This is a genomic window from Chlorobaculum sp. MV4-Y (assembly GCF_025244685.1).
In the GTDB taxonomy this organism is placed as follows: Bacteria; Bacteroidota; Chlorobiia; order Chlorobiales; family Chlorobiaceae; genus Chlorobaculum.
In genome coordinates this window covers 1,800,669-1,826,021 of sequence record NZ_CP104202.1, presented here as the reverse complement: position 1 = coordinate 1,826,021, position 25,353 = coordinate 1,800,669, and the positions used below count along the sequence as shown (strand labels likewise).

Sequence of the window (25,353 nt, the reverse complement as noted above, 5' to 3'; positions counted from 1 at the left end):
CTGTTCACTCAAGCCACAGCTTTTTTCCTCAACTGAAGAGTTGCTGCATCAGCTTGAGCAGGGTGAATTTGTCGTCGGGAGAGGGAATGATGCCTTTGAGTGCGGCGTCGGCGTCACGCAGGGCGAGAATGGCTTTTTCGGTTTCGGTGGTGCTGAACTGGCGGGCGTAGCCGATAAAGTTTTTGGCGAAATACTCCTGGCGTCCATACATGCCGAGCATCGCCGCCGTTTCCTGAAGGGAGAGCTGCTGTGCGCCAGGCGCCTGGAGCTTCCATATCCGCAGGAAGAAGGTGGTCAGGTAGCGCACGATGTTCATGAGCCCCTCTTTCTGCCCCTCCTGCTCCATAATCATCAACGCAATGCCGCTGCATTGCCGGAGATTTTTGCCAACCAGCGCTTTTTCAAGTTCGAAAACGTTGTACTTACGCGAAATGCCCACGCAGTCGCAGACGTCGTCGAGGGTGATGCGGCGGTCGGGGCGTTTGTTTGACGCGTAGAGCGTGAGTTTCTCGATCTCCTGGCAGATCAGCCGGGATGATGGTTCGATGTAGGCCGAGAAGGTTTTCAGCGCGTCTGGCTCGAACTCCCATCCGGCCTCTTTGGCCCGTTCGGCGGCGAAGAGATCAGCATTTTTAATGGCTCCGAAGTCATGCCGGAACGCCTTGAGATGCTTGTACGGGGCTTTTTCAAGCTCCTTTTTTTCGATCTCGTCTGCATCGAGCACCAGCACGGTAAATGAAGGTGGATCGGAAAGATAGCTCAGGAGCGACTCCTCCTGTCGCTGGCTTTCCATTTTGCCGGTTACCTTTTTCAGCTTGTCGAACTGGCGGACGATTACCAGCTTTTTTTCGGTGAACATCGGGTATTCGGAGGCCGCTGAAACGATCTGGCCAAGTGAGAGGTCGGGGCCGTACAGGATAAGCGTATTGAGGGCGGCTTCATTTTCCGAGGGGAAAATGGCCGCCTTCAGTTGTGTTTCAATCTCCTCCTTGAGCCAGCTTTCCGGACCATAAAAAAAATAGACGGGAGCGATTTTTCCTGAGGTAATCTGTTTTTTCAGGTCAGCCATGCGGGGTCAGTGCCGGAAATTCTGGTCAGAAGGGTAAGTCGTCTTTTTCGAACTCCTGCGCTCCGCCAGATAATGGGCTTGCGCCGTAATTGCCGGACGAAGGCTCTGGCCTCGACGGACGCGAGTAAGATGGGCGATCCTGCGAATAAGAAGCGTCGTTCGTGCCGCCACCGGAATCTTTCGCTCCGAGCATCTGCATATCGGTGCATACGATTTCGGTGACGTATTTTTTTTCGCCAGTCTTGTTGTCATCCCATGAGCGCGTTTGCAGGCGTCCTTCGATATAGACCTGGCGTCCTTTCTTGAGGTACTGGCTGCAAATGTCTGCCAGCTTGCCCCATGCGACGATCCGGTGCCATTCCGTGCGCTCCTGGAAGTTGCCGCTGCTGTCCTTGAAGCCTTCGCTGGTTGCAAGGGTGAAATTGACGACGGACTGGCCCGATGCGGTTTCGCGGCGTTCGGGATCGTTGCCGAGATGACCGATCAGCATTACTTTGTTCAAACCTCTTGCCATAGTGTTGTGCGGGATTTATGCAATTCTCTTGTTGTTGGTTTTGCCCAACAAGCTACATGATTATTCGTTATTGTTCAAGTCAGGCGGTAAAGCGGCTCCCGTTGATGACCGGACCTTCGCGGCAAAGCAGAATGCTCTCCTTATCCCCGTCGGCGTTGCTGAGTTCGATCATGCAGCCGTAGCAGATACCGACGCCGCAACCCATGATCGATTCGAGCGACAGCTCGCACGGAATGGCGCGATCACGGCAGAAGAGGGCGAGCGCTTTGAGCATTGGGTTGGGGCCGCAGGCGAAAACCTTGACACGCCCGGTATTTGTCCGTTCAGCCAGATGCTTTTCAAGCAGTTGCACCACATTACCGTGGAATCCTTCGGAGCCGTCGTCGGTCGAGGTGCTGACGTTGGAAAGGCCGGTGGTCAGAAGATCGGAACGGCTCCGGCCACCCACCAGGTGATGGAATGGAATGCCAGCTGCGGCCAGCGTTTTTTCGAGAAAGAGCATCGGAGCGGTACCGATGCCGCCGGAGACTAACAGTGCGGAATCAAAATCACCGGTGTTGACGCCGAACGAATTGCCGAGCGGGCCAAGCACCAGCAGGCTTTCACCGCACGATGCCTCGCAAAGCAGTGACGTGCCGCGGCCGACGTTTTTCACCATGACATCAATGGTGCCGCCCTGCACGTTATGGATGCAGAAAGGACGCCTGAGCAGGGGTTGATCGCCAGCACTGACCTTGATGTTGACGAAGTTTCCAGGCCGGGCTGTAGCGGCGATTTCTGGGCAAGGCATCGACAGGATCGAGACGTCAGCTCCAGCAGGCCTGATGGCTGAAATACGGGTTCTGACGTCGGAAATTGTGCTGGTTTTAAGCATGGGCGAGAGTGTTCCGGATTGCGATTTTCAGACGAGCGGGACGATTTTGGTCTATAGCTGTCCCGCTTTTGAAAAGTATCTGACAATAATTAAGAGTCCCTGCCGGGATTTTGCAAATGAGTATCCTTGGTAAACGCTTGTCTTAATCAGAATAAACGTTTGAAAAACAATCATATAATAACTTTAAGAAGTTCGGGAATGCGTTGCTGTGTCGCAGTGTGGTACGGCTCTGCATGCGCGATGTGGTGAATGTTCCTTTGCATAATGATGCCAGAAGTATATCTTTACAATCTTGGCTGTACAATAAACTTCCAATGCCTGGTTCATGCGAATATTAACTTTCACTGGTAAGGGTGGTGTGGGCAAGACAAGCGTCTCAGCCGCCACGGCAGTTCGTCTTTCCGAAATGGGTCATCGCACCCTCGTGCTTTCCACCGATCCCGCCCACAGCCTTTCCGATTCATTCAACATTCAGCTTGGCGCCGAGCCGACCAAGATCAAGGAAAACCTTCACGCCATCGAGGTGAACCCTTATGTTGACCTCAAGCAGAACTGGCATTCTGTACAGAAGTACTACACCCGCGTTTTCATGGCCCAGGGCGTTTCCGGCGTCATGGCAGATGAAATGACGATTCTTCCTGGCATGGAGGAGCTTTTCTCTCTGCTCCGCATCAAACGTTACAAATCCGCCGGTCTCTATGATGCGCTCGTGCTCGATACGGCGCCGACCGGTGAAACCCTTCGCCTGCTCTCATTGCCCGATACTCTTTCGTGGGGCATGAAGGCGGTCAAGAACGTCAACAAATACATTGTCCGCCCGCTCAGCAAGCCGCTTTCCAAGATGTCGGACAAGATTGCCTACTACATTCCTCCGGAAGATGCCATCGAGTCGGTCGATCAGGTGTTCGACGAGCTCGAAGATATCCGCGAGATTTTGACCGACAACGTCAAGTCGACCGTCAGACTGGTGATGAATGCCGAGAAGATGTCAATCAAGGAGACCATGCGTGCGCTGACCTACCTGAATCTCTACGGTTTCAAGGTCGATATGGTGCTGGTCAACAAACTTCTCGACGCGCAGGAGAACAGCGGTTATCTCGAAAAGTGGAAAGGTATCCAGCAGAAATATCTCGGTGAGATCGAGGAGGGGTTCTCTCCGCTGCCAGTCAAAAAGCTGAAAATGTACGATCAGGAGATTGTCGGCGTGAAGTCGCTTGAGGTCTTTGCGCATGACATCTACGGCGATACCGATCCATCTGGTATGATGTATGACGAGCCGCCGATCAAGTTTGTCCGCCAAGGAGATGTGTATGAAGTTCAGCTCAAACTCATGTTCGCCAACCCTGTCGATATCGACGTGTGGGTGACCGGTGATGAGTTGTTCGTGCAGATCGGTAACCAGCGCAAGATCATCACTCTGCCGGTCAGTCTGACTGGTCTGGAGCCCGGCGATGCCGTTTTCAAGGACAAGTGGCTTCATATTCCGTTTGATCTCGAAAAGCAGGGGCAACATCACCGCACGAGGGAGTATAACAAGGCATGACGCATGGCTTGCTTGTGTTTGAGCATGGCTGATTTTTTTATTAGCTTTGAGCGACTGTAAATTTCACCATAAAACCAGTAGCCGGGGGCTGTACAGGCTCCGGTAAAAAGGAGAATTACAATGTCAGAATCGTATCAGAAACTTCGCAAGGACTTCAAGGAACTTGATTTTACCGACAGGCTGACCTTTCTTGCGGAAAGTCTGCTCCTGACCGGTCAGAGCGCCATCGTTGGCGGTCTTGAGGTGGCGGGCAGCGTTGTCGAAACGGTTACGGGAACAGTCGGTTCTTTGGTCGATGCATCTGGTATCAGCAATATTCTTGGCGGTTCGGGCGGAGTTGTTGGGGAAACCATCGATCGCGTTGCGATTACCGTGAAGGACGTGTCCCGTTCGGCTGGTGAGCTGTACAACGATGCAGTGAAAAATGTCGAAAACGCGACCAGCAACGCGGCAAAAGCGGTTGGCGATGTAGGGGTTTCGGCGTCTGAGGCAGTTAAGAACATTGCTGGCTCATTCCAGAAAACAACCGGGAACAAGTAAGGCCGTTTTCCCTCGGTGACCATCGCCAAGGCACAGCGGCGATGGGCCCATAAAATCTTTTATTTGTGTTTTTTCGTTTATTCGATTATTTTTGTCTTAAAGTTTCGATTTTCATTTTTGTTTTTTCCGTCAATTAAATTCCAAAAGGAGGAGTTATGAGTGGAGGAGGTGTCTTTACCGACATTTTAGCCGCCGCAGGCCGTATTTTCGAGGTTATGGTCGAAGGTCACTGGGAAACCGTCGGTATGCTTTTTGATTCGCTGGGCAAAGGTACCATGAGGATCAACCGCAATGCCTATGGTTCAATGGGTGGCGGTGGCAGCCTTCGTGGTTCTTCCCCCGAGGTATCCGGTTATGCCGTTCCTACCAAAGAAGTTGAATCGAAGTTTGCCAAATAAGCAAACCGTTCAGCCGATTTTAAGAAGCAGTGACAGGTTTTGCGCCGTCACTGCTTTTTTTGTTTACAAGCCCTCCTTTGCAATTCCTTCTTTGTTGCCGTTTTCCGCGTTTTCTGCCGCAGGCTGGCGCTGACCGCCATGCCCTGCTTTTCTGTCTCTTTGTTACGTAATTTATTTTTGTTTTCATATTTTAATTGTTCGGTATTCCATCGATGATGAACGGGTATTACAGGTAACGTGACCGGAAGCGGTAAATGGCTAATATTTCTCTCTATATCTCAGGACAGACAGAACTGGAAGATCTCTCCGAGTTTTTCCAGAAGCGGTTGATAGGCGAGGGTGAAACTCCCATCGCTTTTTTTGACGGAGTGTTTTACGAGTCTCACCAGGAACGGGTGGGTAACATCGTGTATCAGGATTATCTGATCTATACCGACAAGGCCCTCTACCTCTGGGCGCGAGGAGCTTCGAAGGACTTTCTTGACCGGTTCAGCCTTGGTGCTGTTTCTGTCAACAGTCGCAACAAGGACAGCGCATTCGCGACCGTGAATCTCAAGATCCGTCGTGAAGGCAAGGAGCCGATCTACGTGATTTTCGACATGGTCGAGATTCGTGAGGCCGATACCATCGTCAAGCTTCAGACTCTCATCGAATCGATCATCGAGGATTATCTCGGTATCAATTACCGTCAGGAAATTCCCCAAGATACCGCGGGCCGAATTTTTCAGGCAGCAAGGACTATATGCCCTCCGAGACAGCTCGTGCTTCAACTCGATACTCCCCAGGCTCCGACACCCGACGCCGGTATTGGCTATGGGCAGGATCTGCTCGAACAGTATCGTGCGTCCGCTGGTTATGAGCAACCGCAAATGCCTTATCCGCCGTACCAGCCTCCGGTGACTGGCGGCGCGCGTCCGCGTTCCATGGGACCGCAGGATGCCATGCGCGGTCTGGAGTCGATGCTGCCAACCGATCCCGCCTCTCTGAAACGGATTGCCGAACAGATCAAGAATATGGTCGGCGATGCTCCGTTCAAGATGCGTGACCAGGTGATGAAAGATTTGCAGCATGTGCCTGGAGACATGGCCACGGTGCTGACCGCCCTGAACGAGCTTCTCTCCAATATCGCCGGAAATCCTATGGCCGAGCGTTTTGTTATGAACGCCATCAAAACGGCAGTGGCCAACGATGGGGTGCTTGGTTCTCTCAGCAAGATCATCAAGATGACCGGTTTCGGCAGCGGCGGTGGCAAAAAGAGTTCGAGGCCACCGGCGCACGAACCAGCCCAAGAGGAGCGCAGCGTCTCGAAAGAGCGGAAATCGCCGTTTGTCGAGGAGGATCCGGATGAGGACGGTTCGACGATCCGCCGCAAGAAGATCAGCATCAAAGATGATGACAATCATGCTGGCGCCGATTTATTTGCAGGCAATGACGAGCCGATCACTTCCCGCGAAAGTCGTCCACCGGTTTCCCGCAGCAGCGTTCCGGATGACAGCGATTCAGGCGCGGAATCGGGTGGGCGTCGAAAGAAGCTTTCAATCAAGATGGAGGATGACAACGAGATCGCCCGGAAGCTGATGAGTTACGACGAGTCCGAGCGTGATGTACCGTCACCCGCTCCAGTCGAAGCATCACCAGCCGTAAGCACCGAAAATGGTTCCGGGATTCGTCGCAAGAAGCTCGTGATCAAAGCCGAAGAGGGCGGTGGCGCGGAGGCGGATATTGCCCGGAAACTGATGGGTTACGACGAAGCATCACGCGGTGCGGTTAAATCTGCGTTGTCTGGCGAAGTTCCGGGAAGCGTTTCCAGTAAAGAGCAGTCTGAGCCCGAGCCTCTCCGGAGAAAGAAAATCCAGATCAAGGCGGACGTCGAGCCAGAGCAAGAGAGCGAACTTGTAGTTGAAGCTGAGCCAGAAGAGTCAATCAGAAAAAAGATTCAGATCAAAACTGAAACTGAGTCGGAACTGCTGGCGCCGCTTGATCCTGACGTTGAGATTGAGCCTGAATCCGAGCCGACGCCGGTGGTATCGCTTGAGCTTGAGGTGGATTTGGAGCCGGAAGAGTTGGCTGTGTTAGAGCCAGAGATGGAATTCGAACCTGAGTCTGAACCTGAACCGGAAGTACCGGTGAAGAAGAAAATCCAGATCAAGGCAGAACCTGAGCCGGAGCTGGAGGTATCACCTGAGTTGGAAATTGAGTCCATGCTTGAGCCTGAGCCTCAACTGGAGGTGCCTGCTCAGAAAACGACCCAAATCGAGGCTGAACTGGAAGAAGAGATCGATATCTCTGAAGAGGTTATCTTTTCAGCTCTTGGTGAAATAGAGGAGGTGGAAGGTTCCGGTGTATCACAAGAATATATGACCATCGAATCCGACATTCCGGTTCGTAGAGTGGTCAGTGAGCCGATCAAGGAGCCGGCCAGTGAGCCGGTTATCGAGAAAAAGCCTGAACAGCCTCGGCATTCTTCCGGGAAAGCCAGTCGCGGCAAACGGCGCGGCAGATAAGTCTGACGGCGATAAGCCTGAGGGACGCAAGCATTCAGTTTACAGTCAGTTTACACTATAGTTTTTCAACACCATGAGAATCATCTTTTATCTGGGCAAAGGCGGAGTGGGCAAGACCACCGTATCTGCTTCCACAGCGACAGCGATCGCTCGCAGTGGCAAGCGCGTGCTGATCATGAGCACCGATGTCGCCCATAGCCTGGCCGATGCGTTTGGCGTCGAGTTGAGTTCGACTCCTCTGGAGATCGAGAAAAATCTCTTTGCCATGGAGGTGAACGTTCTTGCAGAGATCCGGGAAAACTGGACCGAGCTGTACTCTTACTTCTCCTCGATTCTCATGCACGACGGCGCGAACGAAGTCGTCGCAGAGGAGCTGGCCATCGTGCCGGGTATGGAGGAGATGATCAGCCTTCGCTACATCTGGAAAGCCGCCAAGTCAGGCCTTTACGATTCGGTCGTGGTCGATGCCGCGCCGACTGGCGAAACGATGCGTCTGCTCGGTATGCCCGAGTCCTACGGCTGGTATTCTGAAAAGATCGGCGGCTGGCATTCAAAGGCGATTGGCTTCGCTGCGCCACTGCTCACCAAATTCATGCCAAAAAAGAACATTTTCAAGCTCATGCCCGAGGTCAACGGGCACATGAAGGAGCTTCACGGCATGTTGCAGGACAAGAGCATCACGACCTTCAGGGTAGTGCTCAACCCCGAGAACATGGTCATCAAGGAAGCGCTGCGCGTGCAGACCTATCTCAACCTGTTTGGTTACAAGCTCGATGCGGCGGTCGTCAACAAGGTGCTCCCTTCGAACTCCAGCGATCCGTACCTCCAGTCCCTGATCGATCAGCAGGCCAAGTATCTCCGCGTGATCGACAACTGCTTCTATCCGGTGCCGATTTTCAAGGCGATGCAGGCCTCCAAGGAGGTGATCAGCACCGACAGGCTGTATGAACTGAGCCAGGAGCTGTTCAGCGGTCGCAATCCGATGGAGGTGCTCTACTCCAACGACAAGACGCAGACGCTCGAAAAGATCAACGGCAAGTACGTGCTCAGCCTCTATCTGCCGAACGTCGAGGTGGACAAGCTCGCGGTGAACATCAAGGGCGACGAGCTGCTGGTCGATATCAACAACTTCCGCAAGAGCATCGTGCTGCCCAACGTGCTGGTAGGCCGCAAGACTGAAGGTGCCGATTTCGAGCAGGGTACGCTGAATATCACCTTCGCGAACTGAGCGAAAATCGAGGTTTTAATACAAGAGCGGGCTACTTCACGGTGGCCCGCTTTTTTTATTGGGAGATCAATCAGGTCGGACTGATCTTTAATTTCTCCACCAGCCTTACAGGAACCGAGTGATCGTCGCAGCTTTTCAGCAGCTCGGCGATGGAGTGGCGCAGGTGGGGGTGAACCGGATTGGCGATGTCGAGCAATGGTACGAGGACAAATTTCCGGTGGTGCATCTCGGCATGGGGAATAACGAGCAGATCACTTTCGATGCAGCGGTCGCCGTAGAGCAGAATATCGAGATCGATGGTTCTCGGACTCCAGCGCTGGTACCGGTCTGGGCGGCCCAGTTCATGCTCGATTGCCTTGCAGCGGGTGCGAAGGTCGGCCGGAGCGAGCGATGTCTGCACTGCAATCACGGCATTGAAATAGCGTTCCTGGTCGGGATCACCGAACGGCTCGGTCATATACACCCGTGAGGCTCCGCTCACCCTCGTGCCTGGCAACTGCGCAAGGCGTTCAACGGCCTGCTGAAGGTAGTCGAGCCGGTCTCCGACATTCGAACCGATGCCGATATAGGCGGTAACTGGCTCCATCGCTTAGAGCCTTTCAATGACATGTTCAGCTTCAGCGTAATCACACAGCCCGCCAAGGGGTAAAGCTCGCTTGCGCACCTTCACCGTGACTTTCTCCGCGAGGGCTAGCTCCTCAATCAGTCTTGCCGCGGCTCTTGCGGCCAGCGTCTCGATGAGTGCCGCCGGTTCTCCAGCAATCATAACCTCGCTGATGATGGTATATGCCTGCCCGTAATCGATGGTTTTCGAGAGATCATCGGTAGCTGTGGCCTCAGTGCTGTCAAAAAAAAGTTCGGCATCGACCTCATACCGTCCGCCGAGACGGCGTTCCTCTTCGTGGACACCGTGCCGGGCGTAAAAAACGGCGTTGACAAGCCTGACACAGGAACGATGATGAAGCTTCATGGTCGTGTGGCGAGAGATCAGCATTCAGGAGGATTCTGCAAGAATGTAACCTATTCGCAACTTCATTGCAAAACGGTCCCTGACAGCCGGTATAAATGGCACCGGTTTGTACCGTGAGACATTGTGAATACCAAAAAAGTATTACCTTGTATAAGCAAGATTTAACGTTCTCAGAGCGTCTTGTGGATTCCTCTAACCTCTTTTTTATTTGGCAGTTATGGCAGAAAAAAGAACCAATCATGCGTTCAGGGAGTTTTTTGAGACATGCAGGTTGAAGGCCATGCAACTTGCACTCGAAGAGGACCGTTACCAGGGGGATATCACCACCGAGGCGACTGTCGATCAGAACCAGCTTGGTCTTGGTTACATCGAAGTCAAATCTGAAGGAATCATTGCCGGAGTTGAGGTCGCCAGACAGGTGTTCCAGTCATTGGATGCCGCGCTTGCATTCACGGCGTACGTCAAGGATGGCAAGCGGGTTTATCCGGGAGAGCGGATTCTTGAAGTCAAGGGGCGCATCGCTTCGATTCTCGTCGGTGAGCGTACGGCGCTCAATTTCATGCAGCGCATGTCCGGCATTGCCACCCGCACGAACATGTATGTCGAACGGATCAGCCACACCAACGCCTCTATCCTCGATACCCGGAAGACAGCGCCAGCTCTGCGTTATTACGACAAGGATGCCGTCCGGATTGGGGGGGCACCAATCACCGCTTCGGGCTTTTCGACATGATCCTGATCAAGGACAATCACATCGACGCTGCCGGAAGTGTGGAAGAGGCTGTCAAACGGGCAAAGTCGTACTGCACAGAGCAGGGGGTTTCAGTGAAGATCGAAACCGAAGTCCGCAGCATCTCCGAGCTGGTTCGCGCCTGCGCCAGCCGCCCGGACATGATTCTGCTCGACAACTTCATGGTCGATGACCTGGCCGAGGCGGTGCGCTGGGTCAAGGCGAACGGTTTTGGAAACATTCTGCTTGAAGCGTCGGGAAACATCGGTCTGCACAACGTTTCCGAAGTCGCCATGACCGGCGTCGATTTCATCTCTATCGGCGAGCTGACCCATAGCGTCAAGGCGCTCGATATGTCCATGAAGATCGAGCGTGCCTGACCCCATCGATGGAGATCGGGGTTGACATCGTCGAGATAGCTCGTATCCGTTCGAGTTATGACCGTTTCGGCGAGGCCTTCATGAAGAAAATTCTGACCTCAGCCGAGATGGCCCAGTGCCTTTCCAAACCCGATCCCGTGGTGAGCCTTGCTGGACGGTTCGCTGCCAAGGAGGCTGTTTCGAAAGCCCTTGGTACCGGCATCGCCAAAGGACTGACCTGGCACTCCATCGAGGTGTTGAACGACGAGAGGGGCAAGCCCCGCGTGAGCGTTCACGAGCCCGCCTTTTCCGGTAGAGTCAGTATTTCAATTTCCCATGACCGCCACTCCGCAGTGGCGATGGCGCTCTTTGAGCCGCGCTGAGCATCCGGCAAATTCCCCGTTGCACATAAAAAAAGGCCCATCAGTCGATGAGCCTTTTTGCTTCAGAGAGCCTTATTTCTCGATCACCTCAGTTGTGCACCGGAACCGGCGTGGCCTCTTTGGTGATGGTCACCTTCGATTTGATCACATCGTAGATTTTCTCTTTCAGGATCGTGTCGATGATGTAGTCCTTGAACTCGGAGGACATGTAGGTGTTGAGACGCTGATCCACGGTCAGTGACGGTTCCTTTTCTGCCTCTTTTTCGGCAAATGCCTTGATATCCTCGTCAGTCACCTCAAGATTGTTCTCTTTGGCGATCTTCTGGCTGACCAGGAGCCAGCGGGCGTGCTTTTCAGCATTCGGCTTCATCGTGTTGAAGAACTCTCTCTCGTCAAGGCCTTTGGGGAACTGGCCGCCAACCTGGCGCTTGGCGTTTTCGAGCAGCATATTCTGGAACTGGGCCACCATGGCGCTCGGCGTCGGCACCGGATGCTCTTCGATGAGCTTTGACGAAATGGCTTCAAGCAGATCATGCTCGGATTTATCCGAGAAATGGGCCTGGAGCTGCAAACGGACGTCGTTTCTGAAGTCCTCGACCTTCTCGAAGCGCTGCTGGCTGATTTCTTTGACCAATTCGTCGTCCAGTTCGGGCAGTTCGAGGTGTTTGACCTCTTTGATTTCGATGCGGAAGCGGTTCGCTTCGCTGCCCTCTTCCTTTGGCTCGATGGTGACATCGGCCACATCGCCAGCCTTTTTGCCTTCGAGGGCCATGCGGAACGGGTTGTCAGCCGGGAGGTATTCGAGGTTGAAGTGGTGGTTTTCGTTCTTCGAGCCTTCGATGGGAGCGCCTTCGGCATCAAGCTTGGTGACGTCGCCGATGACCGTGTCGCCCTCGGCGGCAGCCTCTTCGCTGGTCACCATGGTGCCGTGGCCGCGAAGGATCAGTTTGATTTCACGATCGACATCCTCGTCGGAGACGGTGTATTCGGCCTGTGTGAAGGTGTAGTCGCTGAAATCCTTTAACTCGAATTCGGGGTGGATTTCGTAGGAAATTTTGATGGTCAGTTTGCCATCCTCGTAGTTGTAGCTCTCGATCTGGGCGCGGCTGGCGGGGTTGATCTTCTCCTCCTCGGCGATGGCGGCGAAATGCTTCGAGGCCATCTTCTCGGCAACCTCGGCCTCGATGGAGGGGCCGATAATGCGCTTGAGCATACCCGCGGGCACGTGCCCCTGCCTGAACCCTTTGATTCTGACGGACTTGCGCGCTTCTTCGAGCTGCTGGTCATATTCGGGCTGGTACTCTTCAGCAGTCAGAATAATTTCAAGTTCCTGCGCGATTTCGCTGACATTCGTGATATTCTTTTGCAAGGCTCTTCGTGACCGGTTAAGTTGCGGGTCTCTCCGTTTCCGGTGAGCCGGAAAGCGCGGATCGGTACAGAGAGTATCCCTGAAATTTTAAAGCTTGAATTATACTATTTTTTCAGGCCTTTTTAAAACGGATCGTTCAGCGGCTTTTTCTGTACTCAGTTAAATGTGGTGCCCCCCCCCCCCGATCCGGCAAGTGTTGAAAGTTACCTGCCGCCGGGCTTGTAGACCAGAGTCGAGAGCTGCTCGGGAATGCCGAGTGCGGCGGCAGCCAGCGCCACCTCTTCAGCCGTTACCCCTTCGATCATTCCGGCCTTTTCGGAAGGGGAAAGGTATCGCCCGAAATAGAACATATCCTGCGCTATGTGCGACATGCGCCGGGTCATCTTTTCCATGCCGAGAATCATCGAACCGAGCATCTTCGCCTTGGCCGCAACGAGTTCAGACGGATCGGGTTCTTTCAATACGTTACCAGTCAGAAGCTCGCCCATGGTGTCAAGGGTTTTCGAGGTTTTGCCCTTGTCGGTGCCCGCATAAACATTGAATTCAGTGACCTCGTCGTAGAAAGAGACCGAAGAGTAGGCCTGATAGACCAGTCCGCGCTTCTCGCGCAGTTCGAGGTTCAGGATCGAACTCATGCCGCTCGACAGCATGGCGTTCAGCACCATGAGGCCCCAGAAGTGCCGGTCATCTCGCGGAAAGATCGCGCCGAGTAGAATCTGTGACTGGAAGACACTTTTTTTCAGCGTTTTTGTAAATGGCTTGTATGCTGACAGATCGAACAGCCGCCGCGCTGAATCTTCGTGCGGCGAGTCCTTCAGGTGGCCCAAAAACAAGTCCGCCAGCCCGGTCACTTCATCGTGATCGATGTTGCCGATGGCGGTGACGAGCATCTTCGACGGCACGTAGTGGCGGTGCATGAAGTCTCTTATCTGCTCGTCGGTGAGCCTTTCGACGCTCTCTTCGGTGCCGAGGATCGCTGTGCCGAGAGGATGCCGGGGAAAGGTGCGGCGGTCGAAATCCTCGAAGATCAGCTCTTCCGGGGTGTCGTTCACGCTGGCGATCTCTTCGAGCACCACCTCTTTTTCCTTCTCGATCTCGTCGGGCGGAAAAACCGGATTGCAGCAGAGATCGGCGAGCAGATCGAAAGCAAGATGCAGATGCTCCCGGAGGCACCTGACGCAGAGGCAGGTCTGCTCCTTGGTTGTCCAGGCGTCGATATAGCCACCGGTCTCTTCGATGCTGCGGGCAATCTCGACGTAGTCACGCTTTTGCGTGCCTTTGAAAAGTGCGTGTTCGATGAAATGGGCCATACCCTCGAATCCCTCGGGATCTTCGCGCGAACCGGCGTTGATCCACAAGCCGAGCGTGACGCTGTGAATCCAGGGCACCTGATTGCTGACGATGTGCAGGCCGTTGGGCAGGGTTCCAGTTTCAACAATGCCGGTCGAGAGGCGTTCTGCAGGGGGCGTGGCGTTGCCGATAGAGGGCGATACGATATTTTTTCTCACGATTGCGGATGGATTTGGGTGCAATGTAAGTTATTCTTCTTATTATTAAGCACAAATTGGCTCTGGGCCGCATCTGCACGGATTGCGCTCCAGCCGGTTCCGCGGTATCTCCCGGGCCGCCACAAGCGGACGGAAGACCAAACGGAAGGTTTTGCAGACACGTCATTTTTTCATGTCAAGTATACCGATTCTCATCACCGGTGCAACCGGCTACATAGGGGCGCGGCTTCTCGTCGATATGATCGCACGGCTCGGCGACTCTGTCCGCTGCCGGGTTACCGTTCGGGAGGGATCGGACGCATCGTTTCTCCGCAATTTACCGGTCGAGATCGTCCGGGCTGACATGCACGATCCGGTCGCTGTCAACGAGGCGGTCAAAGGCGCGGAGGTAGTTTTCCACTGCGCAGGCCTGATTGCCTACACCAGAAATTTCCGCAACCGGCTGTACGATACCAACGTACTCGGCACCCGCCACGTTGTCGATGCCTGTCTGGAGGCGGGCGTGAAGCGGCTGGTCGTCACCAGCTCGATTGCCGCTGTCGGTTCGTCAGACAAAGACGACGGCGCTCCGGAGTCCAACGAGCAGACCGTCTTCACCGAGTGGCAGCGTCACAACGTGTACATGGAGTCCAAGCACCTGGCCGAGCTCGAATGCCGCCGCGGCGTGGCCGAAGGGCTCGATGTGGTGATGGTCAATCCCGGCGTGGTGATTGGCAAGAGTCTCGAACAGGGAATGCCCGGCAGCAGTTCCAACGAGGTGCTCCGGATGATCTACGAGGGCCGCCTCCCGCTCTGCCCCGACGGCGCGACAGGATTTGTCGATGTGCGTGACGTGGCCGACGCCCATATTGCCGCATGGCAGAAGGGAAAAGCGGGGGAGCGCTATATCATCGTTGGCGAGAATCTCTCGTTCCGCGAGCTGTTCGAGCGGATCGCCGCGATGCCCGGCAGCCGGAGCGGTAAACCGTACAAGGTCGGCGGAGTGGCCGGAATGGCGGCTGGAGCCGGGGGTGAACTCTGGTCGCTCCTGACGCAGCGTCCGTCGTTCATCAGCATCGAGAGTCTCAGGCAGGCCGCGCATTCGTCCCGCTACAGCAACCAGCGTTCGGTGCACGAGCTTGGCATGTCGTACCGCCCATTCGAGGAGACGCTTCGAAGCGCCATTATGCAGTAAACCAGGGCCATACTTTTACAAATTCAGAGCATACCCCTATGGAAAAAGAGACAACACCGCAGCAACAGCCGACGGCCGTCGATCCGGCCAGGCTCAAACAGCTTAATCTCGCGATAGAGACACTCGAGAAGCAGTTCGGGAAAGGTGCAATCATGCGTCTTGGCGACGACTCGGCCATCATGCACGTGCAGGTGATTTCCACCGGTTCGATGGCGCTCGACTATGCGCTAGGCGTTGGCGGATTTCCGCGAGGCCGCGTGACCGAAATCTATGGCCCGGAATCCTCCGGCAAGACCACGCTCGCCCTGCATGCCATTGCCGAAGCGCAGAAAGCAGGTGGTATCGCGGCGCTGGTCGATGCGGAGCACGCTTTCGATCCGACCTACGCCCGCAAGCTCGGCGTCGATATCAATGCCCTGCTGGTCAGTCAGCCCGAGTCGGGTGAGCAGGCGCTTTCCATCGTCGAGACGCTCGTGCGCAGCGGTGCGGTTGACATCATCGTTATCGACTCGGTAGCGGCGCTTGTGCCGCAGGCCGAACTCGAAGGCGAGATGGGTGACAGCGTCGTCGGACTTCAGGCCCGCCTCATGAGCCAGGCACTGCGCAAGCTGACCGGGGCGATCTCAAAGTCGAGCAGCGTCTGCATCTTCATCAATCAGCTACGCGACAAGATCGGCGTGATGTACGGCAGCCCCGAGACCACCACTGGAGGCAAGGCGCTGAAGTTCTACTCATCAGTCCGGCTCGACATCCGCAAGATTGCGCAGATCAAGGATGGCGAAGAGTTGGTTGGCAACCGTACCAAGGTCAAGGTGGTCAAGAACAAGGTCGCTCCGCCCTTCAAGACTGCCGAGTTCGACATTCTCTATGGTGAAGGCATCTCGGTGCTGGGTGAGCTCATCGATCTGGCTGTCGAGTTCGGCATCATCAAGAAATCAGGTGCGTGGTTCAGTTATGGCACTGAAAAGCTCGGTCAGGGGCGCGAGAATGTCAAGAAGCTGCTGAAGGAGGACGAGACGCTGCGCAACACGATTCGCCAGCAGGTTCGCGATACGCTTACCGGAATGCCAACCGCATAAATGGGACAAAGCGCCATGCGCATCGGACAGATCGACATCGACCGTCCCGTTATCCTCGCGCCCATGGAGGATGTGACCGACCGGGCCTTCCGGCAGCTCTGCAAGCAGCACGGGGCGGACATCGTCTACACCGAATTCATCAGTGCCGAAGCGCTCCGGCGCGGCGCGGAGAAGTCGATCCGCAAGCTCACCGTGGACGCCCACGAACGGCCGGTCGCGGTGCAGATTTTCGGCAGCACGGTCGAGTCGATGGTTGAGGCGGCGGCGATTGCCGAAACCTACGAGCCGGACTATCTCGACATCAACTTTGGTTGCCCGGTGAAAAAGGTGGCCGGGCGCGGCGCGGGCGCGGCCTTGCTGAAGGAGCCGGAGAAGCTTTCGGAGATCGCTTCGGCGGTGGTCAATGCCGTCAGCCTGCCGGTGACAGCGAAAACGCGCATCGGGTGGGATCACGACTCGATCAATATCACCGACACCGTTAGGCGGCTCGAAGATGCTGGCATCCAGGCGGTCGCGGTGCACGGGCGCACGCGCAGCGACATGTACAAGGGGCGGGCCGACTGGGGGCGTATCGCCAAAGCGAAGCAGGCGTGCTCGATTCCGCTGATCGCCAACGGCGACGTCTGGAGCGCGGACGACGCCGTGGCGATGTTCGCCGAAACCGGCGCGGACGGCATCATGATCGGGCGCGCTTCGATCGGCAATCCCTTCATCTTCGCGCAGGCGAAAAGTCTGGTCAAAGAGGGCGTGCATCTTCCAGCTCCGTCATACCGCGACCGTATCGAAGCCGCGCGCGAGCATTTACGCCTGTCGCTGGAGTACAAGGGCGAGAAACATGGCGTGCTCGAAATGCGTCGGCACTATTCCACGTATCTTAAAGGACTTCCCGGTGTCTCGAAAGTTCGCAACCTGCTGGTGCGCGAACCCGATCCGGCGGTGATCGTCGAGCTGCTCCGCGAGTTCGAGGCAACGTGCGAAGCGCTTGACCGCGAGGGGCTGCTGAAGGAGGGAGGTGAAAATTTGAACGATCATTCGCCCAGACTGATTCTGAATTACTAAACCATCATCCATTCTTACGTTTATGAGCAGTGAAGCAGGCTATCGAGTAGCCGTCCTTGGCGCAACCGGCCTGGTTGGCAGAACCATGATCAAGGTGCTCGAAGAGCGCAATTTTCCGGTCAGCGAGCTGGTGCCGCTCGCCTCGCCGCGCAGCCGGGGCGAAGTGATCACCTTCAATGGGCGCGAATTCGTCACCGAAGTGCCGTCGGCGGAGATTTTCCAGGGCGTTGACATTGCACTCTTTTCGGCGGGCGCATCGGCCAGCAAGGAGTGGGCACCCGTGGCCGCCGAGGCAGGCGCGATCGTGATCGACAACTCCTCGGCCTTCCGCATGGACGAGGGCATTCCGCTCGTCGTGCCGGAGGTCAATCCCGAATCGATCTTTGACCGTGAAGGCAAGGCGGCCTCGATCATCGCCAATCCCAACTGCTCGACCATCCAGATGGTGGTGGCGCTCAAGCCGCTCTACGACGCCTATGGCATCAGGCGCGTGGTGGTTTCGACCTACCAGTCGGTGACCGGTAAAGGCAAGGCCGGGCGCGACGCGCTCGAAAGCGAGCTGGCGGGCAACATCCCCGACGAGTTCACCCACTTTCACCAGATCGCCTTCAACGCCGTGCCGCAGATCGACGCCTTCACCGAGAACGGTTACACGAAGGAGGAGATGAAGATGGTCAACGAGACCAAGAAGATCATGGACGACGACACCATCCAGGTCTCGCCGACCACCGTGCGCATTCCGGTTTACGGCGGCCACGGCGAATCGCTGAACGTCGAGCTGAAGAGCGACTTCGACATCGACGAGGTGCGCGCCTTGCTCGCTGGCTCGCCGGGCATCGTTATGCAGGACGACCCTTCGGCCCGCCTCTATCCGATGCCGATGACCGCCTACGAGCGTGACGAGGTGTTCGTGGGCCGCCTGCGCCCGGACTACTGGCACCCGCGCACGCTGAACCTCTGGATCGTCGCCGACAACCTCCGCAAAGGCGCCGCCACCAACGCCGTGCAGATCGCCGAGCTGCTGGTGGGGAATCTGTGAGGATTTGCTTTAGGGCGTGAATTCATTGTAGGGGCGGCTCTTGTGGCTGCCCTTTCTTTTTCCGATGAATTGTGTAGTCGGGGAAGGGCAGGCGCAAGGCCTGCCTCTACAAGTGAGGGGCAGAACGTGAAAGGGACAAAAAGGACGGCAAGAAAAGCAGGGATGGCAATGGAAAGAAGAGTGTGAACCCCTCAGTTTGCGGCGCTGTTCAGCGCCAGAATTGCTGTGCTGACGGCGCGGATGGTGGCAGTCGGTGATTTCCCTTTGTTGGCTCCTTTTTCCGCTGATACCCAAGGGTGCAGCTCAAGGGGCTCTATGGCCCGCGAGGTTTCGCGGCTGATGCGTTCGATGACTTTTGCGCTCGCCGCCGAGCCGGTTACTCTGACGGGCGCTCCGTTGAGGGGGGCGGAGGTCAGCTCCGTGACGGCAAAGTACTCCCGTTCACTTCCATCCTTCACCGGCCAGTACTGGAAATAGCTGATTTTACCGTTCGTCGAAATGTACAGCGCCGCGTAGTGCTCTTCGAGTTCCAGCACAGCCAGCGTTTCGCCTGTCACGCCGGAGAGCCGGGCCACTGCTTCGACATGCACTCCCCGCCAGCCAACGTTACCATGCTTCAACAGCTCGTTTTCAATGAATTGCGCCGGTTTGACCGGATAGAAGAGCAGCATCCGCCGATCCAGTCCGGAGGGCTGGTCAGGGCCTGGCTCCAGCGCCATATTGTGCCACTGCCATTTATCGGCCTCGTCGAGGAAATAGCCTGCCTCGATCTTGCACAGGCTGTCGCAGTATTCGGCAGAGCTTCCGGACGGGAACCAGGCAGGGAGGGTCATGAGTCCTGCGGGGGAAAAGCTGAGAGCGATCGGTTCGTTTCGCCACTCTTTGAGCGCTGAGAGGAGCTTTCCGGCGAGCCTGGAGCCTCTCGGGCCGCCCAGATCGTCAAGCCCTCCATTGATGGTGCGGCACATGGTCATCGTAAACGAGCCGTGACCGGTCGATTTGACTCGCGTTATGGTGGTGCTGCTCGCGTCGAACGCACAGGCTGTCTGGCTTCGGCTCATCAGTTGAGGGTAAGATGCTTTTGGAGGAGTTCGAGCTTCTTCTTTCCGACTCCTTTGACTTTCAGAAAATCGTTAAAATGTTCGACTTTTCCCCCATTCTGTTTTCGGAACTCGATAAGGCGCTTGGCCATCACCGGGCCAACGCCTGGGATCATCTGGAGTTGTGAGGCCGACGCCGTGCGGAAGACGATAGTTCCGGAAAACTGTTTTTTCGATGTACGCCTTGCCGACGATTTTGTCGCGGACTCTTCCGGCTCCGCGTCGTTCGCGGCAACGCCGGGCGGTTCGGCGGCCACCGCATCGTCGGGCTTCATGGCCAGCGCGAGCAGGCTGTCCACCTCGGCTTCGGAGTAGCGGGCCGTTTCGGCTTTCGCGATCGCCTTGTCGGCATCCTGCACCGAGCCGCTGTACTTCAGCGCTCCGCCGAGCAGCAGGAAAAAGGTGAGCAGCGTGACGGCGGTCATCTCCGCCCTGGTGACGCCGAGTTTCACGGCGAGGTTGTCCAGAATTTTCATAGGGGTTGAAAGTTCTGTTGTTGTAAGGGGTATTTTCAGCTCATCGCAAGCGCGATGTTGTTCACACAAAAATCCTTCGCACCCGGCGCGAGACGGAGCAGAGCAGTTCGTAGCTGATCGTTCCGGCGGCAATGGCCTGTTCGCCAGCCGTCGGGCCATCCCAGCCGAAGAGCACCGCCGTGTCGCCGACCTTGACCGAGCGGTCGCTACCGAGATCGATCATTGTCTGGTCCATTGTGACCGTGCCGACTTGTGGGAAGCTTTTTCCGCCGATGCTCACCCGCGTCCGGTTGGAAAGCGCGCGGTGGAAGCCGTCGGCATATCCGGCGGAGATCGTCGCGATTCGTGTTGCTTCAGGCGCGCTCCACGTGCGGTTGTAGCTGACAGCCGTGCCTGCGGGTACCTTTTTGACGAAGATCACCCGGCTCTGGAACTGCATCACCGGCCTGACGGGCACGGGCGACGGTGCGGCGTCAGCCGGGTGGCAGCCATAGAGCAGAATGCCGGGGCGCACCATGTCGAGCCGTGCGTCGGGCATCGAGATAATGGCTCCGCTGTTTGCAGCGTGCTTCGTCACGGTTTTGCCCGTTCGGTGCTCGTAAGCACCGGTTACCTGCAGGAAACGTTCGAGTTGCCGGGCCGTGAATCCTTCAGGCTTGTCGTTTTCAGCGAAGTGGGTGTAGATGCCGGTCAGCTCAAGGTTCGGGCAGGCCTCGATCAGTTCCAGCAGTCCCGCTGCTTCTTCGGGGGTGACGCCGAGCCGCCCCATACCGGTATCGACCTTGAGCTGTACCCGGAGCCGTCCACCGCTCGCGGCGGCAATCGATTCGGCCGTTCGGGCAGTTTCGTGGTCGCAGATGGTCATTTCCACGCCGTGTTGCAGATACAGATCGATATGTCTGGTGAGAGGCGAGGCGAAAGCGAGGATGCGCGAGTCCGGCAGCATCAGGTGCTCCTGACGAAGCTCGATCGCTTCGTAAATGTTGGCTACGCCGAAATCCCGCACCCCCTCCTCTTCAAGCGTCGCAGTGACCTTCGTGGCACCATGGCCATAAGCGTTGGCCTTGACGATGCCCATGACACGGCATTGCGGCCCGGTGATGGCTCGGATGCAGGCGAGGTTGTGGCGGAGATTGCCGAGTGAAATGAGCGCTTCCGAGAGGTTAGGGTCGTTCGGTGCGGCGGCGGAGTTCTGTTCGTGACTGGCGCTCACAAGGGTTTTTATGGTTGAGGTTCAGGCCGGAAGCCGGACATGCTCTAAAAAACGCTTTTTGCCCATGATTTTCAAAACAATGGCGATCAACTGACGGAAATGGACAATTATTGTTATATGTATTATTATTCACGAAAAAACCATTATCAGAGTATCGAGCGCCATGACCAACGACATTTTTGACATCTCGGACAACACTCCGCTGGTTCTCATGAAGCAGCTTACCCGGCAGAAGCGTGCACGGTTCATGGCGAAGCTCGAATACATGAACCCCTGCTTTTCGCACTATTGCCGGGTTTCGGGGGCCATCGTGCGTGATGCCGAGGAGCGTGGGGCGATTCATCCCGGCATGACGCTCGTGGACTGGACCTTTGGCAGCAGCGGCATTGCTCTGGCGATGGCCGCCGTCAGCCGGGGCTACAAAGTGTTGCTTGCCGCGCCGGAGAGCATCTGCCGCGAGAAGCAGGAGGTACTTCGGGCGCTGGGCGCGGAGCTGGTGCTCACCCCGTCCGAGGCGCTGCCCGGCGATCTGCAAAGCTGCGTCGATGTAGCCGAGAACCTCGTCCGCACGCTGCCAAACGCCTGGTTCGCCAACATGTACCAAAATCCGGTCAGCCGTCAGGTGCATCAGGATGGTACTGGGCCTGAGATCTTCCGGCAGACCGAGGGCAAGGTGACGCACATCTTCGTGCCTATGGCCTCCGGTGCGATGATCTCAGGGATCGGACGCTACTTCAAGTCGGTCAATCCGGAGGTTCAGATCATCGGCGTCGAGCCGGTGGGTTCGGTTTACGGCGATCTTCACGGCGGCAAAAGCCAGGGCTGTCCATCGGCGTTTCAGCTCGAAGATATTGGCGCGGTGAAGCCGACCTCCTTCTGGGACCCCGAGGTGATCGACCGGATCGTGCAGGTGAGCGATGCCGACGCCTTCAACTGCGGGCGTGAGCTGCTGCGTGCCGAAGTGGTCTTCGCGGGCGGAGCCTCCGGCGCGGCGATGGCCGCCGCTCTTCGCGAGGGCGAGTCGTACGGCGATGACGCGCTGGTGGTGGTGATGATGACCGATTTCGGCGGCTATGACCTGTCGCGCATGTACAACGACGACTGGATGCGGCGTCAGGGATTTTACCGCAAAGCCAAAACCGCGCTCGACCAGATCACGGCGGACGACATCCTCCAGCGCAAGGCCCGCAAAGACCTCATTTTCGCCCAGCCCGAGCAGACGCTTGCCGAGGTTTTCGAAACAATGAAGCAGAATGACGTCTCCCAGATGCCCATTGTTTCGTTCGGCGCCCCCATCGGCAGCATCAGTGAAAACAGGATTCTCTCCATTCTCATCGAGAACGATTCGGCCATGAACGCCAAGGTGGTTGCCTTCATGGAAAAGCCGTTCCCGGTCTGCCAGCCCGATGCAACCATTTCCGAGCTGTCGGAAAAATTACAGGCAAATGCATCCGGCGTGCTTATCAGCCTCAGCGATGGTCGCCTGCAACTGATTAACAAATCAGACCTTATCGACGTGCTGACTCACAAGTGAAGTCTGCTTGAATTATATGGTTGTTTTTTTGGGTGATTTACTTATCTAAGCACTCCTGAGCAGAGAGTTTTACGGAACTATCATCAGCTATGGTTCCGGCATGCCTGCCTGCTGAAGCCACATTTCCTTGGGCATGAGGCACGATCGATGGCCTGAATCGGGTAACGTCCCCGGAACCTGTTCAGGAAAGTACTTCCGAACCTTGTGCAAACGCATGACAGAGTGCAGGGATATGCACTCCAACAACAGCGACATTTATGAAGGTAGAGTCAAGAAAAAGGCAGTACATACTCGAAGGCAAGATCAAGCCTGGCTTTTGCGACGGCTGTGGCTGTGTCACCGTGCAGGTGTTTGTCGGCGAATGGAAGCCGAGCGACAAGCCCAAGGATGAGGATCCGCTTTTCGGATTGTCCGATAAAAAGTCGAAGGAGAAGAATCCGGTCGCGGAAGAGGAGGCTTCGGCCGCCGAGAACCAGTACTGGATCCGGTGCACCTCCTGCAACCAGGTGCATCTTCTCAATGAGTGGCAGATACAGATCGACAAGGATCTGAGTCCCAACGAGCTGAAGCCCGAGGATTGCCAGCTCTATACTCCTCATGGAATCTATGCGCAGGGGGATGCATTGTATCACAAATCCCTTGATGAAGTGGGGGTGGTTCGTGAAAAGCAGGTGACCGGAAGCGGCGCGCATGTCATCATCGTGGAATTTTGCAAAAGCGGCCGGAAGCAGCTTCTCGAAAACGTGCAGCTCAACCAGGGCAAGCCGAAAAGCATCGAGTCGGTTACGGATATTATCAAACTCAAATTACGGCGTTAAGAGTCGAATCACAGGTAAGGGGGTGAATTTCATTGGTCAGCGTTCAGGTAAATGAAAATGAATCGATTGACAAGATGCTCAAACGTTTCAAAAAGAAATACGAGAGAGCAGGTGTTCTGAAGGAGTTTCGTAAAAAGGCGTACTTCGTGAAGCCTTCAATCGACAACCGTCTGAAGCGTTCAAGAAGCAAGCGTCGCGCACAGCGCGCGAACGAAGAGCGCAACTCCTGATTTTTCAGGAATTCAGTATTGAAAAGCAGCTCCCTTGGGGCTGCTTTTTTTATCGAACTCAAAAACAGCCAGCAATGAGCATTTTTCAGGGCGAGGTGACGACCCTTCCGCCGGACAAATCGATTTCGCATCGCGCCGCGCTTATCGGCGCGCTCGCCGAAGGCACGACCGAGATTTCCAACTTTTCGGGTGGATACGACAACCAGTCAACCCTGTCGGTGCTGAGGGATGCCGGTATTTCCATTCGACAGGAGGAGCTTTCCGGCGGTGACTGGCGGATCGTCCGCCATGTCGTGATCAAGTCAAATGGCCTGTGGAGCTTCCGCGAGCCTTCCGTGCCGCTGATGTGCAACAACTCCGGCAGCACCATGCGCATGATGGCGGGTATTCTTGCCGCGCAGCCTTTCCGGAGTGAGCTGGTGGGCGACGCTTCGCTGATGAAGCGTCCGATGAAGCGCGTCGCCGACCCGCTGCGCCAGATGGGTGCGAAGATTTCGCTCTCCGACGCCGGAACCGCGCCGGTCGTCATCCACGGCTCCAAAGCGCTGAAGACGATCGAGTACCATCTCCCGGTGCCTTCCGCGCAGGTGAAGTCGCTCGTGGCCTTCGCGGCGCTGCACGCCGACGGCCAGTCGAAGATCATCGAGCCGATCCGTTCGCGCGACCACACCGAGTTGATGCTTGGCCTCGAAACCATCGACCGCCCCGACGGCGTCCGCGAGATCATTATCGACGGGCGCAAGCCGATTGCCGCCAAGCCATTCAGCGTGCCTGCCGATCCGTCGGCGGCCTGCTTTATGATCGCGCTCGGCCTGCTCGGCAAGCGCTCGGAAGTCGTGCTGCGCGACGTCTGCCTCAACCCGACGCGCGTGGCCTACATTGATGTGCTTCAGGAGGCGGGTGCGGGTCTCGGCATCGAGAATGTGCGCTCGGAGGGCGGCGAGCCGGTGGGTGACATCGCCGTCCGGAGCTGCTCCGGCTTGAAGCCGCTGCGCATCAGCGATCACGGCGTCGTGGCGGGCGTGATCGACGAACTGCCGATGCTCGCCGTGCTTTCGGCATTCGCCTCGGGCGAGTTCGAGCTGCACAACGCTGCCGAACTGCGCACCAAGGAGAGCGACCGCATCGACGCGCTGGTCGTGAATCTGGAGCGCCTCGGCTTCGAGTGCGAGCAGTATCCTGACGGCTTCGTGGTCAAGGGGCGCCCGACGGTCAACCGCGAAGAGGTGGAGATCGAGTGCTTCGATGACCACCGCATCGCCATGAGCTTTGCCATTGCCGCCGAAGCCGCAGGCGCGTCGCTACGCCTCTCGGATCGCGAAGTGGCAGGCGTGTCGTTCCCGAACTTCTTCAGCCTGATCGAGTCGCTGAGGCAGTAGGTTTCGTATTCAGGAAGGCTTCAGCCCGACGGACATTCAATGCTTACATTTTCTTCAGTTGCCCCGGACTTTAGTCCGGGGTTGATGGATAAGGCAAAATAATTCAGGGCTTTAGCCTAATTTCTTGTTTCGGTGACTTTTATGAGCATCACTGCCGGAGCAACAACGTGAAACCTCGGCTGGTGCAAAGCGGTCGGGGTTTTTTCGCGTTTCTGGAGGTGGGATGAAGAGGGAAATCCTGTGGCAAGTTTCCCGCATTTGTT

24 protein-coding genes and 1 pseudogene are annotated in these 25,353 nt (G+C 56.3%); 15 read left to right on the top strand and 10 right to left on the bottom strand.

Annotated features, from left to right (window positions below; translation table 11 throughout):
• Positions 1-28 precede the first annotated feature (28 nt).
• The 3 genes from holA to NY406_RS09030 form a co-directional block, all read right to left on the bottom strand.
• A complete protein-coding gene (holA, locus tag NY406_RS09040; RefSeq protein WP_260533814.1) occupies positions 29-1,069 on the bottom strand; it encodes a DNA polymerase III subunit delta in 1,041 nt (346 codons plus the stop codon).
• Positions 1,070-1,094: 25 nt separating this feature from the next.
• The gene (locus NY406_RS09035; RefSeq protein ID WP_260533812.1) at positions 1,095-1,583 is read right to left on the bottom strand and encodes a single-stranded DNA-binding protein; all 489 of its coding nucleotides are present in this window, start codon (positions 1,581-1,583) and stop codon (positions 1,095-1,097) included.
• Positions 1,584-1,662: 79 nt separating this feature from the next.
• On the bottom strand, positions 1,663-2,457 hold the full coding sequence (locus NY406_RS09030) for a dihydroorotate dehydrogenase electron transfer subunit (RefSeq protein ID WP_260533810.1): 795 nt from the start codon (positions 2,455-2,457) through the stop codon (positions 1,663-1,665).
• A 325-nt stretch (positions 2,458-2,782) separates the two neighbouring features.
• On the opposite strand from NY406_RS09030, the gene NY406_RS09025 reads away from it, so the two are divergent.
• From NY406_RS09025 to NY406_RS09005, 5 genes are all read left to right on the top strand, one after another.
• The gene (locus NY406_RS09025; RefSeq protein WP_260533808.1) at positions 2,783-4,000 is read left to right on the top strand and encodes a TRC40/GET3/ArsA family transport-energizing ATPase; all 1,218 of its coding nucleotides are present in this window, start codon (positions 2,783-2,785) and stop codon (positions 3,998-4,000) included.
• 120 nt (positions 4,001-4,120) lie between these two features.
• Positions 4,121-4,540, top strand: coding sequence for a chlorosome protein C (locus tag NY406_RS09020; protein WP_260533806.1), 420 nt, complete (start codon positions 4,121-4,123; stop codon positions 4,538-4,540).
• A gap of 155 nt (positions 4,541-4,695) precedes the next feature.
• Positions 4,696-4,938, top strand: coding sequence for a bacteriochlorophyll c-binding family protein (locus NY406_RS09015; protein WP_129050093.1), 243 nt, complete (start codon positions 4,696-4,698; stop codon positions 4,936-4,938).
• Between the two features lie 254 nt (positions 4,939-5,192).
• A complete protein-coding gene (locus NY406_RS09010; protein WP_260533803.1) occupies positions 5,193-7,442 on the top strand; it encodes a hypothetical protein in 2,250 nt (749 codons plus the stop codon).
• A gap of 73 nt (positions 7,443-7,515) precedes the next feature.
• Positions 7,516-8,670: an ArsA family ATPase gene (locus tag NY406_RS09005; RefSeq protein ID WP_260533801.1), complete on the top strand. Its 1,155-nt coding sequence runs from the start codon at positions 7,516-7,518 to the stop codon at positions 8,668-8,670.
• A 70-nt stretch (positions 8,671-8,740) separates the two neighbouring features.
• On the opposite strand, the gene folK is transcribed toward NY406_RS09005, so the two are convergent.
• Entirely contained in the window at positions 8,741-9,256 is a 516-nt protein-coding gene (gene folK, locus NY406_RS09000; RefSeq protein ID WP_260533799.1) for a 2-amino-4-hydroxy-6-hydroxymethyldihydropteridine diphosphokinase, read from the bottom strand.
• A 3-nt stretch (positions 9,257-9,259) separates the two neighbouring features.
• A complete protein-coding gene (gene folB / locus NY406_RS08995) occupies positions 9,260-9,664 on the bottom strand; it encodes a dihydroneopterin aldolase (protein WP_317618648.1) in 405 nt (134 codons plus the stop codon).
• Positions 9,665-9,857: 193 nt separating this feature from the next.
• Here folB and nadC point away from each other — a divergent pair.
• Together nadC and acpS are read left to right on the top strand one after the other, a co-directional pair.
• A pseudogene (gene nadC / locus NY406_RS08990) lies at positions 9,858-10,750 on the top strand (carboxylating nicotinate-nucleotide diphosphorylase).
• 8 nt (positions 10,751-10,758) lie between these two features.
• The gene (gene acpS, locus NY406_RS08985; RefSeq protein WP_260533797.1) at positions 10,759-11,112 is read left to right on the top strand and encodes a holo-ACP synthase; all 354 of its coding nucleotides are present in this window, start codon (positions 10,759-10,761) and stop codon (positions 11,110-11,112) included.
• Positions 11,113-11,200: 88 nt separating this feature from the next.
• On the opposite strand, the gene tig is transcribed toward acpS, so the two are convergent.
• Positions 11,201-12,481 (bottom strand): trigger factor, encoded by a 1,281-nt coding sequence (gene tig, locus NY406_RS08980; protein WP_260533795.1) that lies wholly within the window; start codon positions 12,479-12,481, stop codon positions 11,201-11,203.
• A gap of 203 nt (positions 12,482-12,684) precedes the next feature.
• Positions 12,685-13,989, bottom strand: a complete 1,305-nt coding sequence (locus NY406_RS08975; protein WP_260533793.1) for a M16 family metallopeptidase — start codon at positions 13,987-13,989, stop codon at positions 12,685-12,687.
• A gap of 172 nt (positions 13,990-14,161) precedes the next feature.
• Here NY406_RS08975 and NY406_RS08970 point away from each other — a divergent pair, with 172 nt between their 5' ends.
• The 4 genes from NY406_RS08970 to NY406_RS08955 are packed head-to-tail and all read left to right on the top strand — an operon-like array spanning position 14,162 to position 18,340.
• Positions 14,162-15,163, top strand: coding sequence for an SDR family oxidoreductase (locus NY406_RS08970; RefSeq protein WP_260533791.1), 1,002 nt, complete (start codon positions 14,162-14,164; stop codon positions 15,161-15,163).
• A 38-nt stretch (positions 15,164-15,201) separates the two neighbouring features.
• The gene (gene recA, locus NY406_RS08965; protein WP_260533789.1) at positions 15,202-16,242 is read left to right on the top strand and encodes a recombinase RecA; all 1,041 of its coding nucleotides are present in this window, start codon (positions 15,202-15,204) and stop codon (positions 16,240-16,242) included.
• 15 nt (positions 16,243-16,257) lie between these two features.
• Complete coding sequence (dusB, locus tag NY406_RS08960; RefSeq protein WP_260633783.1) at positions 16,258-17,301, top strand: tRNA dihydrouridine synthase DusB; 1,044 nt, start codon at positions 16,258-16,260, stop codon at positions 17,299-17,301.
• Positions 17,302-17,323: 22 nt separating this feature from the next.
• Entirely contained in the window at positions 17,324-18,340 is a 1,017-nt protein-coding gene (locus NY406_RS08955) for an aspartate-semialdehyde dehydrogenase (RefSeq protein ID WP_260533787.1), read from the top strand.
• Between the two features lie 191 nt (positions 18,341-18,531).
• Here NY406_RS08955 and NY406_RS08950 read toward each other — a convergent pair whose 3' ends face one another.
• From NY406_RS08950 to alr, 3 genes are all read right to left on the bottom strand, one after another.
• Positions 18,532-19,401, bottom strand: coding sequence for a hypothetical protein (locus NY406_RS08950; protein ID WP_260533785.1), 870 nt, complete (start codon positions 19,399-19,401; stop codon positions 18,532-18,534).
• Positions 19,401-19,916 (bottom strand): ComEA family DNA-binding protein, encoded by a 516-nt coding sequence (locus tag NY406_RS08945; RefSeq protein ID WP_260533783.1) that lies wholly within the window; start codon positions 19,914-19,916, stop codon positions 19,401-19,403. Before NY406_RS08945 ends, NY406_RS08950 begins: the two co-directional genes overlap by 1 nt.
• 61 nt (positions 19,917-19,977) lie before the next feature.
• A complete protein-coding gene (gene alr, locus NY406_RS08940; protein ID WP_260533781.1) occupies positions 19,978-21,129 on the bottom strand; it encodes an alanine racemase in 1,152 nt (383 codons plus the stop codon).
• Positions 21,130-21,292: 163 nt separating this feature from the next.
• Here alr and NY406_RS08935 point away from each other — a divergent pair, with 163 nt between their 5' ends.
• The 4 genes from NY406_RS08935 to aroA all read left to right on the top strand — a co-directional run bounded on the left by NY406_RS08935 (position 21,293) and on the right by aroA (position 25,090).
• On the top strand, positions 21,293-22,663 hold the full coding sequence (locus NY406_RS08935; protein WP_260533779.1) for a cystathionine beta-synthase: 1,371 nt from the start codon (positions 21,293-21,295) through the stop codon (positions 22,661-22,663).
• Positions 22,664-22,920: 257 nt separating this feature from the next.
• Positions 22,921-23,481: a hypothetical protein gene (locus tag NY406_RS08930; RefSeq protein WP_260533777.1), complete on the top strand. Its 561-nt coding sequence runs from the start codon at positions 22,921-22,923 to the stop codon at positions 23,479-23,481.
• 32 nt (positions 23,482-23,513) lie between these two features.
• Complete coding sequence (rpsU, locus tag NY406_RS08925) at positions 23,514-23,711, top strand: 30S ribosomal protein S21 (protein ID WP_260533775.1); 198 nt, start codon at positions 23,514-23,516, stop codon at positions 23,709-23,711.
• Between the two features lie 74 nt (positions 23,712-23,785).
• Positions 23,786-25,090 (top strand): 3-phosphoshikimate 1-carboxyvinyltransferase, encoded by a 1,305-nt coding sequence (gene aroA, locus NY406_RS08920; protein ID WP_260533773.1) that lies wholly within the window; start codon positions 23,786-23,788, stop codon positions 25,088-25,090.
• Positions 25,091-25,353: the final 263 nt, after the last annotated feature.

What these genes read in the sequence shown, in the direction of transcription:
- NY406_RS09030 (WP_260533810.1), bottom strand. Translation starts at nt 2,457, where the DNA reads ATGCTTAAAACCAGCACAATTTCCGACGTCAGAACCCGTATTTCAGCC.
- folK (WP_260533799.1), bottom strand. Translation starts at nt 9,256, where the DNA reads ATGGAGCCAGTTACCGCCTATATCGGCATCGGTTCGAATGTCGGAGAC.
- NY406_RS09020 (WP_260533806.1), top strand. Translation starts at nt 4,121, where the DNA reads ATGTCAGAATCGTATCAGAAACTTCGCAAGGACTTCAAGGAACTTGAT.
- NY406_RS09035 (WP_260533812.1), bottom strand. Translation starts at nt 1,583, where the DNA reads ATGGCAAGAGGTTTGAACAAAGTAATGCTGATCGGTCATCTCGGCAAC.
- NY406_RS09005 (WP_260533801.1), top strand. Translation starts at nt 7,516, where the DNA reads ATGAGAATCATCTTTTATCTGGGCAAAGGCGGAGTGGGCAAGACCACC.
- NY406_RS08950 (WP_260533785.1), bottom strand. Translation starts at nt 19,401, where the DNA reads ATGAGCCGAAGCCAGACAGCCTGTGCGTTCGACGCGAGCAGCACCACC.
- dusB (WP_260633783.1), top strand. Translation starts at nt 16,258, where the DNA reads ATGCGCATCGGACAGATCGACATCGACCGTCCCGTTATCCTCGCGCCC.
- acpS (WP_260533797.1), top strand. Translation starts at nt 10,759, where the DNA reads ATGGAGATCGGGGTTGACATCGTCGAGATAGCTCGTATCCGTTCGAGT.
- NY406_RS08970 (WP_260533791.1), top strand. Translation starts at nt 14,162, where the DNA reads ATGTCAAGTATACCGATTCTCATCACCGGTGCAACCGGCTACATAGGG.
- aroA (WP_260533773.1), top strand. Translation starts at nt 23,786, where the DNA reads ATGAGCATTTTTCAGGGCGAGGTGACGACCCTTCCGCCGGACAAATCG.
- recA (WP_260533789.1), top strand. Translation starts at nt 15,202, where the DNA reads ATGGAAAAAGAGACAACACCGCAGCAACAGCCGACGGCCGTCGATCCG.
- NY406_RS08955 (WP_260533787.1), top strand. Translation starts at nt 17,324, where the DNA reads ATGAGCAGTGAAGCAGGCTATCGAGTAGCCGTCCTTGGCGCAACCGGC.
- NY406_RS08935 (WP_260533779.1), top strand. Translation starts at nt 21,293, where the DNA reads ATGACCAACGACATTTTTGACATCTCGGACAACACTCCGCTGGTTCTC.
- NY406_RS09010 (WP_260533803.1), top strand. Translation starts at nt 5,193, where the DNA reads ATGGCTAATATTTCTCTCTATATCTCAGGACAGACAGAACTGGAAGAT.
- holA (WP_260533814.1), bottom strand. Translation starts at nt 1,069, where the DNA reads ATGGCTGACCTGAAAAAACAGATTACCTCAGGAAAAATCGCTCCCGTC.
- folB (WP_317618648.1), bottom strand. Translation starts at nt 9,664, where the DNA reads ATGCTGATCTCTCGCCACACGACCATGAAGCTTCATCATCGTTCCTGT.
- NY406_RS08930 (WP_260533777.1), top strand. Translation starts at nt 22,921, where the DNA reads ATGAAGGTAGAGTCAAGAAAAAGGCAGTACATACTCGAAGGCAAGATC.
- NY406_RS08945 (WP_260533783.1), bottom strand. Translation starts at nt 19,916, where the DNA reads ATGAAAATTCTGGACAACCTCGCCGTGAAACTCGGCGTCACCAGGGCG.
- NY406_RS09025 (WP_260533808.1), top strand. Translation starts at nt 2,783, where the DNA reads ATGCGAATATTAACTTTCACTGGTAAGGGTGGTGTGGGCAAGACAAGC.
- NY406_RS09015 (WP_129050093.1), top strand. Translation starts at nt 4,696, where the DNA reads ATGAGTGGAGGAGGTGTCTTTACCGACATTTTAGCCGCCGCAGGCCGT.